The sequence below is a fragment of the Agrococcus sp. HG114 genome, from assembly GCF_024723325.1.
In the GTDB taxonomy this organism is placed as follows: Bacteria; Actinomycetota; Actinomycetes; order Actinomycetales; family Microbacteriaceae; genus Agrococcus.
In genome coordinates, this window is record NZ_JANQCH010000044.1 from 1 (window position 1) to 16,984 (window position 16,984).

At 72.9% G+C, this 16,984-nt stretch carries 16 protein-coding genes, 1 tRNA gene and 1 pseudogene; 9 read left to right on the forward strand and 9 right to left on the reverse strand.

The features are described from left to right. From ispF to rlmB, 3 genes are all read left to right on the forward strand, one after another. Nucleotides 1–890, forward strand: an 890-nt coding sequence (ispF, locus tag NWP09_RS06310; RefSeq protein ID WP_258274685.1) for a 2-C-methyl-D-erythritol 2,4-cyclodiphosphate synthase, incomplete at its 5' end; no start/stop codon positions are given. Between the two features lie 40 nt (nt 891–930). Then, nucleotides 931–2,340 carry a cysteine--tRNA ligase gene (cysS, locus tag NWP09_RS06315; RefSeq protein WP_258274686.1) on the forward strand — a complete coding sequence of 470 codons (1,410 nt, stop codon included), beginning with the start codon at nt 931–933 and terminating at the stop codon, nt 2,338–2,340. Continuing rightward, a complete protein-coding gene (gene rlmB / locus NWP09_RS06320) occupies nt 2,337–3,311 on the forward strand; it encodes a 23S rRNA (guanosine(2251)-2'-O)-methyltransferase RlmB (protein ID WP_258274687.1) in 975 nt (324 codons plus the stop codon). Before cysS ends, rlmB begins: the two co-directional genes overlap by 4 nt. 16 nt (nt 3,312–3,327) lie before the next feature. On the opposite strand, the gene NWP09_RS06325 is transcribed toward rlmB, so the two are convergent. Beyond that, nucleotides 3,328–4,635 (reverse strand): DUF4032 domain-containing protein, encoded by a 1,308-nt coding sequence (locus tag NWP09_RS06325; RefSeq protein WP_258274688.1) that lies wholly within the window; start codon nt 4,633–4,635, stop codon nt 3,328–3,330. 98 nt (nt 4,636–4,733) lie between these two features. After that, nucleotides 4,734–5,810: an ABC transporter ATP-binding protein gene (locus NWP09_RS06330; RefSeq protein ID WP_258274689.1), complete on the reverse strand. Its 1,077-nt coding sequence runs from the start codon at nt 5,808–5,810 to the stop codon at nt 4,734–4,736. Between the two features lie 168 nt (nt 5,811–5,978). Between NWP09_RS06330 and NWP09_RS06335 the strand changes: the two genes are divergently transcribed. Then, nucleotides 5,979–6,872 (forward strand): DsbA family protein, encoded by an 894-nt coding sequence (locus tag NWP09_RS06335; protein ID WP_258274690.1) that lies wholly within the window; start codon nt 5,979–5,981, stop codon nt 6,870–6,872. 4 nt (nt 6,873–6,876) lie between these two features. Then, on the forward strand, nt 6,877–7,869 hold the full coding sequence (locus NWP09_RS06340; protein ID WP_258274691.1) for a thioredoxin domain-containing protein: 993 nt from the start codon (nt 6,877–6,879) through the stop codon (nt 7,867–7,869). A gap of 29 nt (nt 7,870–7,898) precedes the next feature. Here the strand turns inward: NWP09_RS06340 and NWP09_RS06345 are convergent. Then, nucleotides 7,899–7,970 (reverse strand) — tRNA-Thr (locus tag NWP09_RS06345). A gap of 39 nt (nt 7,971–8,009) precedes the next feature. Here NWP09_RS06345 and NWP09_RS06350 point away from each other — a divergent pair. Continuing rightward, nucleotides 8,010–8,999 (forward strand): DMT family transporter, encoded by a 990-nt coding sequence (locus NWP09_RS06350; RefSeq protein ID WP_258274692.1) that lies wholly within the window; start codon nt 8,010–8,012, stop codon nt 8,997–8,999. Nucleotides 9,000–9,169: 170 nt separating this feature from the next. Here the strand turns inward: NWP09_RS06350 and msrB are convergent, their stop codons facing one another. After that, on the reverse strand, nt 9,170–9,568 hold the full coding sequence (gene msrB, locus NWP09_RS06355) for a peptide-methionine (R)-S-oxide reductase MsrB (RefSeq protein ID WP_258274693.1): 399 nt from the start codon (nt 9,566–9,568) through the stop codon (nt 9,170–9,172). 72 nt (nt 9,569–9,640) lie between these two features. On the opposite strand from msrB, the gene NWP09_RS06360 reads away from it, so the two are divergent. The 3 genes from NWP09_RS06360 (at nt 9,641) to groL (ending at nt 12,272) form a co-directional block, all read left to right on the forward strand. Beyond that, on the forward strand, nt 9,641–9,991 hold the full coding sequence (locus tag NWP09_RS06360) for a DUF3263 domain-containing protein (RefSeq protein ID WP_258274694.1): 351 nt from the start codon (nt 9,641–9,643) through the stop codon (nt 9,989–9,991). Then, the gene (locus NWP09_RS06365) at nt 9,988–10,548 is read left to right on the forward strand and encodes a LytR C-terminal domain-containing protein (RefSeq protein ID WP_258274695.1); all 561 of its coding nucleotides are present in this window, start codon (nt 9,988–9,990) and stop codon (nt 10,546–10,548) included. Before NWP09_RS06360 ends, NWP09_RS06365 begins: the two co-directional genes overlap by 4 nt. Nucleotides 10,549–10,652: 104 nt before the next feature. Next, a complete protein-coding gene (gene groL, locus NWP09_RS06370; protein WP_258274696.1) occupies nt 10,653–12,272 on the forward strand; it encodes a chaperonin GroEL in 1,620 nt (539 codons plus the stop codon). A gap of 64 nt (nt 12,273–12,336) precedes the next feature. Here the strand turns inward: groL and NWP09_RS06375 are convergent, their stop codons facing one another. The 5 genes and pseudogenes from NWP09_RS06375 to NWP09_RS06395 form a co-directional block, all read right to left on the reverse strand. Continuing rightward, on the reverse strand, nt 12,337–12,627 hold the full coding sequence (locus NWP09_RS06375) for a WXG100 family type VII secretion target (RefSeq protein WP_258274697.1): 291 nt from the start codon (nt 12,625–12,627) through the stop codon (nt 12,337–12,339). A 63-nt stretch (nt 12,628–12,690) separates the two neighbouring features. Next, a complete protein-coding gene (locus tag NWP09_RS06380; RefSeq protein WP_258274698.1) occupies nt 12,691–14,301 on the reverse strand; it encodes a cell wall metabolism sensor histidine kinase WalK in 1,611 nt (536 codons plus the stop codon). Further along, on the reverse strand, nt 14,302–14,997 hold the full coding sequence (locus NWP09_RS06385) for a response regulator transcription factor (protein WP_258274699.1): 696 nt from the start codon (nt 14,995–14,997) through the stop codon (nt 14,302–14,304). A 55-nt stretch (nt 14,998–15,052) separates the two neighbouring features. Further along, a complete protein-coding gene (locus NWP09_RS06390) occupies nt 15,053–16,702 on the reverse strand; it encodes a DNA repair helicase XPB (protein ID WP_258274700.1) in 1,650 nt (549 codons plus the stop codon). A gap of 22 nt (nt 16,703–16,724) precedes the next feature. Continuing rightward, nucleotides 16,725–16,984: pseudogene (locus NWP09_RS06395) on the reverse strand (hypothetical protein); the annotation flags it as partial.

A 16,984-nucleotide genomic window follows, 5' to 3' on the forward strand; every position in this document is an offset into this window, starting at 1 on the left:
TCGTGCTCGTGCACGACGCGGCTCGCGCGCTGACCCCCGCGACGCCGTTCTCCCGCGTGCTCGGCGCGCTCGCCGCCGGCGCCGTCGCCGTCGTGCCGGTGCTCCCGGTCGTCGACACCGTGCGGGCGGTCGAGGGTCCGGCGGGCTCGGGCGGGGCTGACGCGGTGGAGGCGCTCGGCGCGATCGTCGACCGCTCGGGCCTCCGCGCGATGCAGACGCCGCAGGGGTTCGACGCGGCGCTCCTGCGGCGCGCGTACGCCGCGGCGGGAGCGGCGCGCGAGACCGCGACCGACGATGCGCAGCTCGTGCAGGCGCTCGGCGCCGAGGTCGTCTCGGTGCACGGCGACGAGCTCGCGTTCAAGATCACGACGGCGGCGGATGCCGACCGCGCGGAGGCGCTGCTCGCGCCGGAGGGGAGCGGCGTGCCTGAGCTGCGCACCGGCATCGGGGTCGACGTGCACGCGTTCGGCGGCGACAGGCCGCTCATGCTCGCGGGCCTCGAGTGGGAGGGCCAGGGACTCGCCGGCCACTCCGACGGCGACGCGGTGTGCCACGCGATCGTCGACGCGCTGCTCGGCGCCGCGGGGCTCGGCGACATCGGCGGGCTCGTCGGCGTCGACGATCCGCAGTACGCGGGCGCGAGCGGCGGTGTCTTCGTGCGTGCCGCGCTCGAGCGGCTCGGGGCCGAGGGGTGGGCGCCCGTGAACGTCGCGGTGCAGGTGCTCGGCGTGCGGCCGCGCATCGGCACCCGCCGCGACGAGGCGCAGGCGGCGTTGAGCGCCATGCTCGGCGCGCCGGTGAGCGTGAGCGGCACGACGACCGACGGCCTCGGCGCGATCGGCCGCGGCGAGGGCGTGCAGGCGATCGCGACCGCGCTCATCCGCCGCTGACCTCCTCCCCCGCCAGGAGCGGCCCAGTAGCCTGGCACGCGTGACCGTGCGCATCTACGACTCGAAGCAGCAGGCGATCGTCGACCTGCAGCCGCTCAAGGCAGGCGAGGTCTCGATGTACGTGTGCGGCCCGACGGTGCAGTCGTCGCCGCACATCGGCCACGTGCGCAGCGCCGTCGCGTACGACGTGTGGCGCCGCTGGCTCGAGCACCGCGGCCACCGCGTGACGTTCGTGCGCAACGTGACCGACATCGACGACAAGGTGCTCGTGAACGCGGTCGCCGAGCCGTGGTGGGCGCTCGCGTACCGCGTCGAGCTCGAGTTCACCGCCGCCTACCGGGCCGTCGGCGTCGCCGCGCCCACGTACGAGCCGCGGGCCACCGCATCCGTCATCGAGATGCACGCGCTCATCGCCGAGCTCATCGAGCGCGGCCACGCGTACCCAGCGCTCGACGGCTCGGCCGACGTCTACTTCGACGTGCGCTCGTGGCCCGAGTACGGCGCGCTCACCCGCCAGTCGATCGACCGCATGGAGCCGGCCGCGGACGCCGACCCGCGCGGCAAGCGCGACCCGCGCGACTTCGCGCTCTGGAAGGCGCAGAAGCCCGAGGAGCCCGGCTCGGCGTCGTGGCCCTCGCCGTGGGGCCGCGGCCGCCCGGGCTGGCACATCGAGTGCTCGGCGATGGCGCGGCGCTATCTCGGCGACGCGTTCGACATCCATGGCGGCGGCCTCGACCTGCGGTTCCCGCACCACGAGAACGAGCTCGCGCAGTCGACCGCCGCGGGCCTGCCGTTCGCGAGCGTCTGGAACCACAACGGGCTCGTCAACGTCGACGGCGAGAAGATGTCGAAGTCGCTCGGCAACTCGATCTTCGCCGCCGACCTGCTGCGCGCCGTGCGCCCGATCGTCGTGCGCTACTTCCTGCTCGCCCCGCACTACCGCTCGACGATCGACCTGCGCACCGCGGGCGGCAGCCTCGAGGGCGGCTCGCTCGCCGAGGCCGACGCGGCGTTCGGCCGCATCGAGGCGATGCTCGACCGGGCCGCGCGCCTCGGCGAGCTGCCCGAGGCCGAGGTGCCGGATGCGTTCGGCGCGGCCATGGACGACGACCTCGCGACCCCGCAGGCGGTCGCGGTGCTGCACGAGGTCACCCGGGCCGCGAACGCCGCCCTCGACGCGGGCGACCGCGACGCCGCCCTCGAGCGCGCGGGGCGCGTCCGGGCGATGCTGCGGGTGCTCGGGCTCGATCCCGCGGCGGAGGTGTGGCAGGCTGAGGGGTCGGCCGAGGCCGACGCGCTCGCGAGCATCGTCGAGTCGCTGCTCGCGGAGCGCCGCGAGGCCCGGGCGCAGAAGGACTTCGCCGCCTCCGACCGCATCCGCGATGCGCTCGCCGCCGCGGGCATCGCCGTCGAGGACGGCAAGGACACCACCACCTGGAGCATCTCATGAGCAAGCCGCAGCGCTCGGCCCGCAAGAAGGGCCCGCAGAAGGGCACGGGCGGCCACGGTCGCAAGGCCCTCGAGGGCAAGGGCCCCACGCCGAAGGCCGAGGACCGCTCCTGGCACGTCGCGGGCAAGCGGAAGGCCGCGCGCGAGCGCTTCGAGACCGCGGCCGCGAAGGGCCGCCGGCCCGAGCCGCCCCGGCACCGCAAGCCCTCGTCGGCGAAGGACGACTCGGAGCTCGTCACCGGCCGCAACTCGGTGCTCGAGGCGCTGCGCACGAAGGTGCCCGCCACGACGCTCATCCTCGCCGCGCGGCTCGAGATGGACGAGCGCGTGAAGGAGATCCTCTCGATCGCGAACAAGCGCGGACTGCCGGTGCTCGAGGTCATGCGGCCCGAGCTCGACCGCATCTCCGGGCACGACGCCGTGCACCAGGGCGTCGCGCTCAAGGTGCCGCCCTACCAGTACGCCCACCCGATCGAGCTGCTCGAGACGATCCTCGACCGGCAGCAGACGCCGCTGCTGCTCGCGCTCGACGGCGTCACCGACCCGCGCAACCTCGGCGCGATCATCCGCTCGGCCGCGGCGTTCGGCGCGCAGGGCGTCATCGTGCCGCAGCGCCGCTCGGTCGGCGTGACCGCGTCGGCGTGGAAGACGAGCGCGGGCGCCGCCGCGCGCGTGCCGGTCGCGATGGCCACGAACCTCACGACGACGCTCAAGGAGCTCAAGTCGCAGGGCGTGTTCGTCATCGGGCTCGACGGCGACGGCGACGTGCCGCTCCACGAGCTCGACCTCGCCGACGGGCCGCTCGTGATCGTCGTCGGCAGCGAGGGCAAGGGGCTCTCGCGGCTCGTCGCCGACACGTGCGACGCGATCGTGTCGATCCCCATCTCGGCGGCGACCGAGTCCCTCAACGCCGGCATCGCCGCATCCGTCACCCTCTACGAGGTCGCGAAGCGCCGCGCGCTGGAGCACTAGAGCTGAGCCGGGTGGGCTAGACGCGGTCGCGCCAGTCGCCGGCGTCCTCCTCGTCGTCGAGCAGGTGCTGCACGGTCACGATCGGCATCGTCATGGTGACGGGGATGTCGAGCAGCGCCGCCTCGTCGCGCCGGAACGCGAGCTGCGTCGCGATGTAGCGCTCGGCCGCCTCGGCGAGCGGCACGGCCCGCTGCTCCTTCTCGGAGAGGAACCAGCGGTGCTCGAGCACCTCGTGGAAGACCTCCGCGCGCTCGAGCTTGCCGCGCAGCTCGATCGGCACCGACTCGACGATGGGCGAGAACACGCGCTCGAACCACTCGTTGGCGAGCGCCTCCTCGCCGGCGCCCGGGCGCAGGTCGTGCTGCGTCGCGACGTACTCGTCGAGGTCGTTCAGCAGGCGCCGCGCCTGGTTCTCCTGCGCGTCGATGCCCGTGAGCGACTGGAGGCGGCGGTGGTGGTGGCCCGGGTCGACGACCTTGGGCTGGATGCGCACGGTCGTGCCGCCGTCGCCCGTGCGGATCGCGAGCTCGCCCACGTCGTAGCCGAGCAGGTTGAGCCGCTCGATGCGGGCGGCGATGCGCCAGCGCTCATCGGCGGGCAGCACCTCGTCGGTGTGCAGCTCGTGCCAGAGGGAGCGGTACTGCTCGACGATCGAGCCGGCGACCTGCACGGGGTCGATGCTCTCGTCGAGCCGGTCGCCCGCGGCGAGGTCGAGCAGCTCGCCGGCGATGTTGACGCGGGCGATCTCGAGGTCGTCCTCGCGCCGGCCGTCCGAGAGGCCCTCCGGCACGAGCGTGCCGGTCTCGGCGTCGACGAGGTAGGCGGCGAACGCGCCCGCGTCGCGACGGAAGAGCGTGTTCGACAGCGACACGTCGCCCCAGTAGAAGCCGACGAGGTGCAGCCGCACGAGGAGGCCGGCGAGGGCGTCGACGAGCCGCTGGGCGGTCGGCGCGCGGAGCGACGACGAGTAGAGGGCCCGGTAGGGGAGCGAGAAGCGCAGGTGGCGCGTGACGAGCGCGGCCGCGAGCGGCTCGCCGTCGGCGTCGACCCGGTCGGCGATCACGGCGAGCGGTTCGACGCACGGCACGTCGAGGCGCTGCAGCGTGCGCAGCATCGCGTACTCGCGCGCCGCCATCTCGGGCGTCGTCTCCTTGATCGCGACCACGCGGCCGCCGAGCCGGGCGAAGCGCACGAGGTGGCGCGAGATGCCCTTCGGCAGCTGCACGACGTCGGTCTCGGTCCACTGCTCGAGCGGGAGGTCCCACGGCAGGTCGAGCAGGGTCGCGTCCATCACCGCGGAGGTGATGCGCAGATCCGAGCGCATGCCGCCATGGTAGGTCCCGCGCGCCGGGCGCGCGCGGGTGGGCTCTGCGCCGACGGCGACGGCCCCGCCGTGCGGGCGGGGCCGTCCGGTCCGAGCGCTCAGAGGCGCCGGCCGCTGTCGGAGTCGAACAGGTGGAGGTGCTGCGGGTCGGGCGTGATGTACACCGTGTCGCCGAGCGACGCGTGCGTGCGCCCGTCGACGCGCGCGACGATGTCGACGCGGCGGCCCTCGACATCCGCGTGCCCGTAGAGGTAGCCGTCGGCGCCGAGCTCCTCGACGAGGTCGACGAGCACCGGCAGGCCGTCGCCGCCCTGCTCGGCGACCGAGACGTCCTCGGGACGGACGCCGACGACGATGTGGCCCTTCGCCGCGGCGATCTTCTCGCGCGGGATGGGCGTGACGTGCGGGCCGAAGTGGATGCCCTCCTCGGTGACCGGCAGCTGCATGAGGTTCATGGCGGGGCTGCCGATGAAGCCGGCGACGAACTGGTTCGCGGGCTCGCCGTAGAGCTCGCGCGGCGTGCCGACCTGCTGGAGCACGCCGTCCTTGAGCACCGCGATGCGGTCGCCCATCGTGAGCGCCTCGGTCTGGTCGTGCGTGACGTACACGGTCGTGACGCCGAGGCGGCGCTGCAGCGACGCGATCTGGGTGCGGGTCTGCACGCGCAGCTTCGCGTCGAGGTTCGACAGCGGCTCGTCCATGAGGAACACCTGCGGCTGGCGCACGATCGCGCGGCCCATCGCGACGCGCTGGCGCTGACCGCCGGAGAGCGCCTTCGGCTTGCGGCCGAGGTAGTCGCCGAGGTCGAGCAGCTTCGCCGCCTCCTCGACGCGCTTCGCGCGCTCCTCCTTGGCGACGCCGGCGATCTTGAGCGCGAAGCCCATGTTCTCGGCGACCGTCATGTGCGGGTAGAGCGCGTAGTTCTGGAAGACCATCGCGATGTCGCGGTCCTTGGGCGGCATGTCGGTGACCTCTCGATCTCCGATGAGGATGCGGCCGTCGTTGACCTCCTCGAGGCCCGCGAGCATGCGCAGGGTCGTGGACTTGCCGCAGCCCGAGGGGCCGACGAGCACGAGGAACTCCCCGTCGCCGATCTCGAGGTCGATCGCGTCGACCGCGGGGCGCGTGCCCCCGGGATAGACGCGCGTGGCCTTGTCGAATGTGACAGACGCCATTGTCATCTCCTTTTCCACCGGCAGGTACGTGCCGGACGATCCGTCGTGGTGAGGACGAGCGTCGCCGCCCGCGCCGCCATCCTCGCACGATCGGCTCGCGATACCCTAGAAGACGGCGCACTCCCAGCCGCGCCCCCGCCGTTGCACGGCCGACCCAGGACAGGACGCATGACCGACAAGCTGACGAAGAACGAGCGTCGCGCGCAGGCCCGCGAGCAGGCGCGCAAGATGCAGGAGGAGCGCCGCAAGAAGGAGCAGCTGCGCAAGGGGCTCACGATCGGCGGCATCATCGTGGCCGCGGTCGCCATCGTGGCGATCGTCGCGGTCGTCATCGTGAACAGCATCCGGCCGGCGGGCCCCGGCCCGGAGAACATGGCGAGCAACGGCATCGTGCTCGGCCAGGACTTCGTCGCCGAGCGCACCGCCGCGACGCCGCCCGAGGGGGAGCCCACGCCGACGCCTGAGCGCGACGACATCATCCAGATCCGCATCTACCAGGACTTCGGCTGCCCCGCCTGCAAGGCGTTCGAGGAGGCCAACCGGGCGACGCTCGAGCAGCTCGTCTCCTCCGGAGCCGCGACGGTGGAGATCCACCCGATCTCGATCCTCGACCGCTTCTTCCTCGGCACGAAGTACTCGACGCGCTCGGCGTCGGCCGGAGCCTGCGTCGCCGAGTACGCCCCCGACCAGTTCTGGGACTTCAACAAGGCGATGTACGAGAACCAGCCCGCCGAGCAGACCGCGGGCCTCTCGAACGACGAGATCGTCGACGTCGCCGAGGGCGCCGGGATCGACACGGCGGGCGGCCTCGCCGACTGCATCACCGAGGGCCGCTTCATGGGCTGGGCCGAGGACGCCACGATCCTCGCCGGCAGCGAGCCGCTGCCCGGCACCGACGGCGTCGTCGCCGACCGCACGCCGACCGTGCTCGTCAACGGCGAGCTCTTCCCGGGCTCGCCCGGCGACGCGGCCGGCTTCCAGGCGTTCGTGACCGCGACGGCCGGCTCGCTCACCGAGTCGACCGAGGCGCCGACCGAGTCGCCCGCCCCGAGCGAGGGCTGAGCCCGTGCGTACCCTGCCGGCCGGGGGCGCGCTCGTCGCGCTCGCGCTGCTGGCAGGGTGCGCCGCATCGCCCCCGCCGCCGATCACGACGATCGGCGAGCTCGGCGCCGCCTACCTCGACGCGGGAGGGCAGTGCGACGAGCTCGTCGAGCAGTACCGCGACAGCGACGACGCGCCCGTCGTCGCGACGTGCGGCGCCGACACCGAGCTCATCCTCGCCGGGAGCCCCGACGAGGCGCTCGCGATCGCGACCGAGCGGCAGCTCCGCGAGCAGACCGTGCTCGTGTCCGACCGCTGGGTCATCCGCGACCCCGACATCGAGACGATCCAGCAGGAGCTCGGCGGTCAGGTGGTGACGCTCGCGCCCGCCGACGGCCCCGCCAACATGGCCGACGCCATCGCGTTCGACGCCGACGGCGTGGTCGAGGCCGACCCCGTGCCGGCGCAGGGCGACCCCGAGCCGCTGCCCGCCGCATCCGGGACGCCCGACGTGCTCGTGGTCATCGACCCGGCGTGCGAGTACTGCGACCGGCTGCTGAGCGCGAGCGGCGAGCAGCTCTCGGCGCTCGCCGACGAGGGCGGCGCGCGCGTCGCGTACCTGCCCGTCTCGCTCAGCGACTCGATCGCGAACGGCTACGCCTCGACGCTCGGCGCGAACGCGCTCGCGTGCGTCGCCGATGCCGCGCCCGACGCGTACCGGTCGTTCCAGACGGCGCTCGTCGCCGAGCTGCAGGGGCAGCCGTTCGACGCGGCCTCGGCCGCGGCGCTCGCCGCCGAGCACGGCGCCGACGGCGACGACGTCGGCACGTGCATCGCCGAGGGCCGCTTCGCGTGGTGGGTGCGTCAGGCGACCGTGCGCGCGATCGAGCAGCCGCTGCAGGGCGCCGAGCCGCTCCGCGGCGTGCCGACGGTGCTCGTCGACGGGCAGGCGTTCGCGGGCGACGTGAGCGACCCCGCCGCGCTCGCCGCGTTCATCGGGCAGCCCGCGGGGCGCTGACGGTCGGATCGTGAGCGGGCCGGCGCTCGAGCCCCCTGTCAGGATCGAACTGACGACCTACGCTTTACAAGAGCGTTGCTCTACCACTGAGCTAAGGAGGCGCGGCGCGGATTCGCCCGCGGCGCCCAGCCATTCTAGGCTTGCCCGGTGAGACCCTCGCGCGCGTGCACCTCGACCGGCGGGCCGCGGGCCCTCGCGTGAGCGGCATCCTCTGGCTGCTCGCATCGGTCGCCGCCGGCGCGGGCCTCGCGGTGCAGAGCCGCGTCAACGGCGAGCTCGGGGCCCGGCTCGAGCACGGCATGCTCGCCGCGCTCGTCTCGTTCGCCGTCGGGCTCGCGCTGCTCGGCGTCATCCTGCTCGTCTCGCCCGGCTCGCGCGCGGGCGTGCGCCGGCTCGTGGGCGTGATCCGCGACGGCTCGATGCCGTGGTGGTACGCGTCGACCGGTCTCCTCGGCGCGTTCCTCGTCGCGACGCAGGGACTCGTGGTCGGCACGACGGGCGTCGCCCTCTACACGGTCGGCGTCGTCGCGGGCCAGACCACGAGCGCGCTCGCCGTCGACCGCGCCGGCTTCGGCGGCCTCGCGAGGAAGCCGATCACCGCGCCCCGCGTGCTCGGGGCGCTGCTCGCGCTCGTCGCGGTCGGCATCGCCCTCGCGGGCGCCGGCGCGATCGACGGCGCCTGGCTCGTCGTGCTGCCGTTCGTCGCGGGGCTCCTGCAGTCGTTCCAGCAGGCGTTCGGCGGGCTCGTGCAGCGCCACGCGCGCTCGGCGATCGCGCAGACGGTGTCGAACTTCCTCGTCGGCACCGTCGCGCTCGCGATCATCGTCGGCATCCAGGCGCTCGCCGGCGTCACCGCTCGGCCACTGCCGGCGGAGCCGTGGCTCTACGTGGGCGGCGTCCTCGGCATCGTGTTCATCTACCTGATGTCGATCGCCGTGCACCACCTCGGCGTGCTCACCATGGGGCTCGGCGTCATCTGCGGGCAGGTCGTCGCGTCGCTGCTGCTCGACTGGCTCGTGCCGGCCGGCCACCCCGTGACGGTGTGGTCGCTCATCGGCGCCGCGCTCACGATCGCGGCGGTCGCGGTCTCGGCGATCCGCCGGCCCGCGCGCGCGATCCGCGCGGTCTGACGCGAGGCGAGCGCAACGGGTCGGCTGGGCCGGAAGCTCGATGGGGCTGAGCGCGTGCCCGAGCCGCATGCGCGCTCGACGAGTCGCTCGGGCCGATCGATCTTCCCGGACCGGTCAGCTTCGGCTCAGGATGTCCCGCGCCGTCGTCGCCGGCCGTGCGCGGACGGCGGTCACGACTCGGGCGTGAACGTCATCGCGAGCGAGTTCATGCAGAAGCGGTCGCCCGTCGGGGTCTGCGGCGCGTCCTTGAACACGTGGCCCAGGTGGCTGCCGCACTTCGCGCAGCGCACCTCGGTGCGCACCATGCCGAGCGAGCGGTCCTCGATGAGCTCGACCGCGTCCTCGCGCGCGTCGAAGAAGCTGGGCCAGCCGCAGCCGGAGTCGAACTTCGTCTCGTCGTCGAAGAGCTCGTTGCCGCACGCGCCGCACGCGTAGACGCCCTGGCGCTGCTCGTCGAGCAGCGCGCCCGTCCACGGCCGCTCGGTGCCGGCCTCGCGCAGCACGCGGTAGGCGTCGGGCGAGAGCGCCTCGCGCCACTCGGACTCGGAGCGTTCGATGCGATCGGTCATGGCATCCAGGGTACGCCCGCACGCGCGTGTTTCGCGGCGGGCGGAACCCGACCCGGCTCTAGGATCGATCGCATGCCCATCGAGCCGCGACCCCGCCCGGCGGGCTCCGCCGACGAGGCGGCGGCCCTCGCGTTCGCGGCGGCGGACTCGCTCGCCACGGTCACGACGCCGGCGGCATCCGGCGCTGACACGCCCGCGCTCGACCTCGCCGCAGCGCGCGAGGAGCGCATCCGCCGGGTGCTCGACTTCGAGGCCGGCTGGACGAGCCACGGCGGCGCGAAGGCGCGCGCGATCCGCGCGGAGTTCGGCTGGACGACGACGCGCTACTACCAGGTGCTCGACGGCCTGCTCGAGACCCCGGAGGCGTTGCGCCACGACCCGATGCTCGTGCGGCGGCTGCTGCGGCTGCGCGAGGGCCGATGAGCCCGACGCAGCGCGTCGGCGCGCATCGCTCGGCGTCGTCGCCGCGCGCGCCGCGCTGGGCCATCCTGCTCGGCGCCCTCGCCGCAGTCGTGGTCCTCACCGCCGCGGGCCTGTTCCTGCTCGACCGGCTGCGGCCGCAGGCGACCGCGCCGACCCAGGTCGCGACCGATGAGCCGGAGGTCGTCTCCGACCCGGGCCAGGTCGATCCCGGCACCGACGCATCCATCACCGTCCTCGACCAGACGGGCGAGCGCGGCTTCGCGGCCGGCGTCGGCCAGGCCCTCGCCGACGCGGGCTGGAGCGTGGTCGCGACCGGCGCGAGCACCGGCGGCGACGCGCAGCGCACCGTCGTCTGGTACGACGCGCCCGAGCTCGCGCCCGTCGCGCGCGGCCTCGCGCAGGGCATCGGCGTGGGCGAGGCGCGCCAGTCGGACGGCCGCTTGAGCGGCACGCCCATCACGATCGTGCTCGGCACGGATGCGGTCGGCACGGCCCCGAGCGTCGAGCCGCGGCACGACGGCGACGTGTCGCACTCGCCCACGCCCACCGCCCCCTGACGCGGCTTGCACTCGACTGGTGAGAGTGCCAGACTTGGGTACTGGCACTCCCTTGGTCGGAGTGCCAGTTGAACGTCCACAGCGTCCAGGAGGGACGAACTGCAATGGCAAAGATGATCGCATTCAACGAGGAGGCCCGTCGCGGGCTGGAGCGTGGACTCAACACGCTCGCCGACGCGGTGAAGGTGACCCTCGGCCCGCGCGGCCGCAACGTCGTGCTCGAGAAGAAGTGGGGCGCCCCCACCATCACGAACGACGGCGTCTCGATCGCCAAGGAGATCGAGCTCGAGGACCCGTACGAGAAGATCGGGGCCGAGCTCGTCAAGGAGGTCGCGAAGAAGACCGACGACGTCGCCGGTGACGGCACGACGACGGCCACGGTGCTCGCGCAGGCGCTGGTCCGCGAGGGCCTCCGCAACGTCGCCGCCGGCGCCGACCCCATCAGCCTCAAGCGCGGCATCGAGAAGGCCGCCGCCGCCGTGAGCGAGCAGCTGCTCGCCAACGCGAAGGAGGTCGAGACCAAGGAGGAGATCGCCGCCACCGCCTCGATCTCGGCCGCCGACGAGGAGATCGGCGCGCTCATCGCCGAGGCCATCGACAAGGTCGGCAAGGAGGGCGTCGTCACCGTCGAGGAGTCGAACACCTTCGGCACCGAGCTCGAGCTCACCGAGGGCATGCGCTTCGACAAGGGCTTCCTGTCGCAGTACTTCGTCACCGACGCCGAGCGCCAGGAGACGGTCTTCGAGGACCCGTACATCCTGATCGTCAACTCGAAGATCTCGAACATCAAGGACCTGCTGCCGATCGTCGACAAGGTGATCCAGGCGGGCAAGCAGCTCGTCATCATCGCCGAGGACGTCGAGGGCGAGGCGCTCGCGACGCTCGTCGTCAACAAGATCCGCGGCATCTTCAAGTCGGTCGCCGTCAAGGCCCCGGGCTTCGGCGACCGCCGCAAGGCCATGCTCGCCGACATGGCGATCCTCACGGGCGGCCAGGTGATCTCCGAGGAGGTCGGCCTCAAGCTCGAGAACGCGACGCTCGACCTGCTCGGCCGCGCGCGCAAGGTCGTCATCACGAAGGACGAGACGACGATCGTCGAGGGTGCCGGCGAGGCCGACGCCATCGCGGGCCGCGTGCGCCAGATCCGCCAGGAGATCGAGAACACCGACAGCGACTACGACCGCGAGAAGCTCCAGGAGCGCCTCGCGAAGCTCGCCGGCGGCGTGGCCGTCATCAAGGCGGGTGCCGCGACCGAGGTCGAGCTCAAGGAGCGCAAGCACCGCATCGAGGACGCCGTCCGCAACGCGAAGGCCGCCGTCGAGGAGGGCATCGTCGCCGGTGGTGGCGTCGCGCTCATCCAGGCCGCGAAGACCGCGTTCGAGGGCCTCGAGCTCGCGGGCGACGAGGCGACGGGCGCGAACATCGTCCGCGTCGCGGTCGACGCTCCGCTGAAGCAGATCGCCGCGAACGCCGGCCTCGAGCCGGGCGTCGTCGCCGAGAAGGTGCGCGGCCTCGAGGTCGGCCACGGCCTCAACGCCGCGTCGGGCGAGTACGTCGACATGCTCGCCGCGGGCATCGCCGACCCGGTGAAGGTCACGCGCTCCGCGCTCGCCAACGCCGCGTCGATCGCCGGCCTCTTCCTCACGACCGAGGCCGTCGTCGCCGACAAGCCCGAGAAGGCCGCGCCGATGCCGGCCGACCCGACGGGTGGCATGGACTTCTAAGGAGTCCCCCGAGTCGAAGGGCCCCAGCTGCACAGCTGGGGCCCTTCGCCGTCGCCGAGCCCGCTCAGCCGGCGAAGAGGCGCGTGTTGCCCTGCTCGACCTCGTCGTACTGGCGGCCCGCCATCGCGAGCGCCTCGTTGATGCTCGCGAGCGACTCCTCGACGCGCAGCTGCGTCGCCCGCCACTCCTGCAGCACGCCCTGGAACGCGACGGACGCCTGCCCGCTCCAGGAGTCCTGCAGCGCCTGCAGCTGCGCGTGCATCGCCGCGACCTCGGACTGCAGCCGCGACGCGGTGCCGCGCACCGAGATGTGCGCGCCGTGGATGGCGTCGCCATCGACGACGTACCTGCTCATGATCCCCTCGATCCCGCGCGGAGCATCCGCGCTCGGGGCCCGACGGTAGACGGATGCGCGGGGTCAGGAGCGGGAGGCGGCGCGCGCCTGTGGATGGTCGCGCGTGATCGTGTTGGGCGTGCCCTCCGGGCGCAGCCGGTGGCTGAGCGCCATGACCGCCTCGTCGGGGGCGAGCGGGATCGCGATGCGGAACGTCGCGCCGCCGCCCGGGGTCTCGACGACGTCGATGCGGCCGCCGTGCGCGCGCACGATGCCGCGCACGATCGCGAGCCCGAGGCCCGAGCCGCCCGTCTCGCGGGCGCGGGAGTCGTCGGTGCGGTAGAAGCGCTCGAACACCTTCTTGCGCGCCTCCGGCGGCACCCCGGGGCCGTGGTCGATCACCATGACGATCGCGCGGCGCCGCCGGGTGGCGACGCCCACCGCGAGCTCGATCGGGGAGCCCTCGGGCGTGTACCGCAGCGCGTTGCCGATGAGGTTCGAGATCACCTGCCGCAGCGTGTGCTCGTCGCCGAGCACGATCGCCGGCGGCGTGAGCGGCGGCGGCGTGAAGATCGCGTCGGGCGTCGCGTCGTCCTCGTCCTCCACCGGACCCATCGCATCCGCGTCGATCGGGAGCACCTGCACGTGGCGGTCGGGCGCCCCGACGCGCGTGTCGGACGCCGCGTCGTTCACGAGCGGCACGAGGTCGAGCGGCTGCAGGTCGAGCGGGCGCCGCTCGTCGAGCCGCGCGAGCTGCAGGAGGTCCTCGACGAGGCGGGCCATGCGCTTCGCCTCGCTCTCGATGCGCTCCATCGCGCTCGCGACGTCCTCGGGGCGGGCGATCGCGCCCATGCGGTAGAGCTCGGCGTAGCCGCGCACCGACACGAGCGGCGTGCGCAGCTCGTGGCTCGCGTCGCCGACGAACTGGCGCATCTGCTTGACCGACTCGTCGCGGGCCTCGATCGCCGCCTCGATGCGGTCGAGCATGCTGTTGAGCGAGCGCTGGAGCGAGCCGACCTCGGTGCGGGGGTGCTCGGTCGTGAGCCGCGTGTCGTAGTCGCCGTCGGCGAAGCGCTGCGCCTGCTTCGCGACGTTGCGGAGGCCGCGCAGCGTCGAGACCGCGAGGATGCGCGTGAGGGCCGCGCCGAGCACGACCGCGAGCACCGAGAAGCCGGCGAAGACGAGCATGAACGTCGTGGTCGTCTGCTCGAGCCGCTGCAGGTCGACCGCGACGATCGAGATGAGCAGCTCGCCCGTCGACTCGACCGTCGTGGGCGTCACGAGCGCGCGCCACGTCGACTGGTCGTCGATCGAGGGCAGCACGAACGGGGTGCGCTCCTGCGCGAAGGTCGCGAGCGAGAGCGTCGAGACGTCGGGGTTGCCCGGGCTCGGCAGCTTGTTGTCGCAGATGATCTGGCCCGTCGCGTCCGCCACGCCCAAGTAGTACGTGTTCGGCATCCGCTGCGCGAGGTCGCACTGCTCGGGCGAGTCGGATCGCGTGACCGGCTCGCTCGCGAACGCCTGCATCGCCTGCTCGATCTCGACGTCGACGTCGGCGACCTGCGCGTCGCGGATGATGCTGAGCGTGCCGATGCCCGCGAGCACGAGGCCGAGCGCCATCACCACGACGGTGAGTGCACTGATCCGCCCGGCCAGCGACATGCGGCCGAGCAGGCGGATCAGCGCCTGGCGCACCTACGCCTTCGGGGACTTCAGCATGTAGCCGAACCCGCGCTTCGTCACGATCATGGGCTCGCTCGAGCCGTCGTCGATCTTGCGGCGCAGGTAGGAGATGTACGACTCGACGATGCCCACGTCGCCGTTGAAGTCGTACTCCCACACGTGGTCGAGGATCTGCGCCTTCGAGAGCACGCGGTTCGCGTTGAGCATGAGGTAGCGCAGCAGCTTGAACTCGGTGGGGGAGAGCTCGATCTCCTCGCCGCGCACGGTCACCTCGTGGGTGTCCTGGTTCATCGCGAGGTCGCCGACGTGCAGCGTCGCGTCGTCGGCCTCGGCCATCGTGCGCCGCAGGATCGCCTTGATGCGCGCGATGATCTCGTCGAGCGAGAACGGCTTCGTGACGTAGTCGTCGCCGCCGACCGTGAGGCCGTTGATCTTGTCCTCGGTGTCGTCCTTCGCGGTGAGGAACAGGATGGGGGCGGTGAAGCCGGATGCGCGCAGGCGCTTGGTCACGCCGAAGCCGTTGATGTCGGGGAGCATGACGTCGAGGAGGATCAGGTCGGGCTCCTCCTCGAGCACGGCGGAGATCGCGGCGGCGCCCGCGCCGACGGCGCGCACGTCGAAGCCGGCGAAGCGCAGGCTCGTCGTCAGCAGGTCACGGATGTGCGGCTCGTCGTCGACGACGAGGACTTTGGCGTTCGGCTCGGTCATGGTGACAATCCTCTGGTCGTCTCCTGAACGCTGACTGAGAGTCACCGGGACGCGCTCAGACCGCCGCGCGGTCGGCGAGGCCGAGCTCGTGCTCGTCGAGGATCGTGTAGGCGTAGCCCTGCTCGGCGAGGAAGCGCTGCCGCCCGAGCGCGAACTCCTGGTCGACGGTGTCGCGCGCGACGATCGTGTAGAAGCTGGCCGAGCGGCCCCCCTTCGGGCGCAGCAGGCGGCCGAGGCGCTGCGCCTCCTCCTGCCGCGAGCCGAACGACCCCGACACCTGCACCGCGAGCGACGCGTCCGGCAGGTCGACCGAGAAGTTCGCGACCTTCGAGACGACGAGCACGCGCTCCTTGCCGGTGCGGAAGGCCTGGAACAGCTCCTCGCGCTCGGAGACCGGCGTCTCGCCCGTGATGAGCGGCGCGCCGAGGGCGGCCGAGAGCTCGTCGAGCTGGTCGAGGTACTGGCCGATCACGAGCGTCGGCTCGTCGGGGTGCTGCGCGAGCACGCGCCGCACGGTGTCGACCTTGCGGGGGCTCGACGCGGCGATGCGGTATCGGTCGCGGTCGCTCGCGGCGGCGTACTCGAGCCGCTCGTCCTCGTCGAGGTCGATGCGCACCTCGAAGCACTCGGCCGGCGCGATGAAGCCCTGCTGCTCGATCTCCTTCCACGGCGCGTCGAACCGCTTCGGTCCGATGAGGCTGAAGACGTCCGACTCGCGGCCGTCCTCGCGCACGAGCGTCGCGGTGAGGCCGAGGCGGCGGCGCGCCTGCAGGTCGGCGGTGAGCTTGAACACGGGAGCGGGCAGCAGGTGCACCTCGTCGTAGACGATGAGGCCCCAGTCGAGCGCGTCGAGCACGCCGAGGTGCGCGTACTCGCCGCCGCGCTTGACCGTGAGGATCTGGTACGTCGCGATCGTGACGGGCTTGATCTCCTTCGACTGCCCCGAGTACTCGCCGATCTCCTCCTCGGTGAGGCTCGTGCGCGCGAGCAGCTCGGCCCGCCACTGCCGGGCCGAGACGGTGTTCGTCACGAGGATGAGCGTCGTCGTGTCGGTCGCGGCCATCGCCGCAGCACCGACGATCGTCTTGCCCGCGCCGCACGGGAGCACGACGACCCCGGAGCCGGCCTCGGCGAAGTGCGTCACCGCATCCGCCTGGTAGGGCCGCATGCTCCAGCCGTCCTCGACGAGGTCGATCTCGAGCGGGGTGCCCGGGGTGTAGCCCGCGAGGTCCTCGGCGGGCCAGCCGAGCTTCACGAGCTCCTGCTTGAGCTCGCCGCGCGCCCAGTCGACGACCCGGATGCCGTCGCCCGCGGGGCCGCCGAGCAGGGGCGCGATCTTCCTCGAGCGGCGCACCTCCTCGAGCACCGGGCGGTCCTGGCTGCGCAGCACGAGGCCCTCGTCGTCGCGCTCGATCACGAGCCGGCCGTAGCGGCCGATGGTCTCGCGGATGTCCTGGGCGACGCCGGCGGGGACGGGGAACTTCGCGTGCCGGTCGAGGGTGCCGATGATCTCGTCGGCGGTGTGGCCGGCCGCGCGCGCGTTCCACAGCCCCAGCCGCGTGACGCGGTAGGTGTGGATGTGCTCGGGCGCGCGCTCGAGCTCGGCGAAGACCTGGAGCGCCTGCCGGGCCGCCGCCGCGTCGGGGTGGGCGACCTCGAGCAGCACGGTCCGGTCGGACTGGACGATGAGGGGCCCGAGAGTCATAGCCTTCGAGCCTACCGGCCGCTCAGCCGACCGCGCCGAGGCCCGCGACGCGCGTGATGGCGCTGAGCGGCAGGGTGCGCTCGACGTCGCGGTTCGCGTCGCGCGCCCGCAGGCGGCCGTTCGCGACGGCGAGCGGCACGAGCTCGATGTCGACGGGCTCCGCCGAGGTCGTCACGGTCAGGCGCACCGGCATCCGCTCGCGGACCGCCGACTGCAGCTGGCGCTCGAGCCACGCGCGCTCGTGCTCGCCCACCTCGAAGCCCGTGTCGCGCAGCCGCGCGA

Excerpts from the sequence above, each read along its gene's own strand:
- rlmB (WP_258274687.1), top strand. The coding sequence starts at position 2,337 with ATGAGCAAGCCGCAGCGCTCGGCCCGCAAGAAGGGCCCGCAGAAGGGC.
- NWP09_RS06325 (WP_258274688.1), bottom strand. The coding sequence starts at position 4,635 with ATGCGCTCGGATCTGCGCATCACCTCCGCGGTGATGGACGCGACCCTG.
- NWP09_RS06330 (WP_258274689.1), bottom strand. The coding sequence starts at position 5,810 with ATGGCGTCTGTCACATTCGACAAGGCCACGCGCGTCTATCCCGGGGGC.
- NWP09_RS06335 (WP_258274690.1), top strand. The coding sequence starts at position 5,979 with ATGACCGACAAGCTGACGAAGAACGAGCGTCGCGCGCAGGCCCGCGAG.
- msrB (WP_258274693.1), bottom strand. The coding sequence starts at position 9,568 with ATGACCGATCGCATCGAACGCTCCGAGTCCGAGTGGCGCGAGGCGCTC.
- NWP09_RS06360 (WP_258274694.1), top strand. The coding sequence starts at position 9,641 with ATGCCCATCGAGCCGCGACCCCGCCCGGCGGGCTCCGCCGACGAGGCG.
- NWP09_RS06365 (WP_258274695.1), top strand. The coding sequence starts at position 9,988 with ATGAGCCCGACGCAGCGCGTCGGCGCGCATCGCTCGGCGTCGTCGCCG.
- groL (WP_258274696.1), top strand. The coding sequence starts at position 10,653 with ATGGCAAAGATGATCGCATTCAACGAGGAGGCCCGTCGCGGGCTGGAG.
- NWP09_RS06375 (WP_258274697.1), bottom strand. The coding sequence starts at position 12,627 with ATGAGCAGGTACGTCGTCGATGGCGACGCCATCCACGGCGCGCACATC.
- NWP09_RS06385 (WP_258274699.1), bottom strand. The coding sequence starts at position 14,997 with ATGACCGAGCCGAACGCCAAAGTCCTCGTCGTCGACGACGAGCCGCAC.
- NWP09_RS06390 (WP_258274700.1), bottom strand. The coding sequence starts at position 16,702 with ATGACTCTCGGGCCCCTCATCGTCCAGTCCGACCGGACCGTGCTGCTC.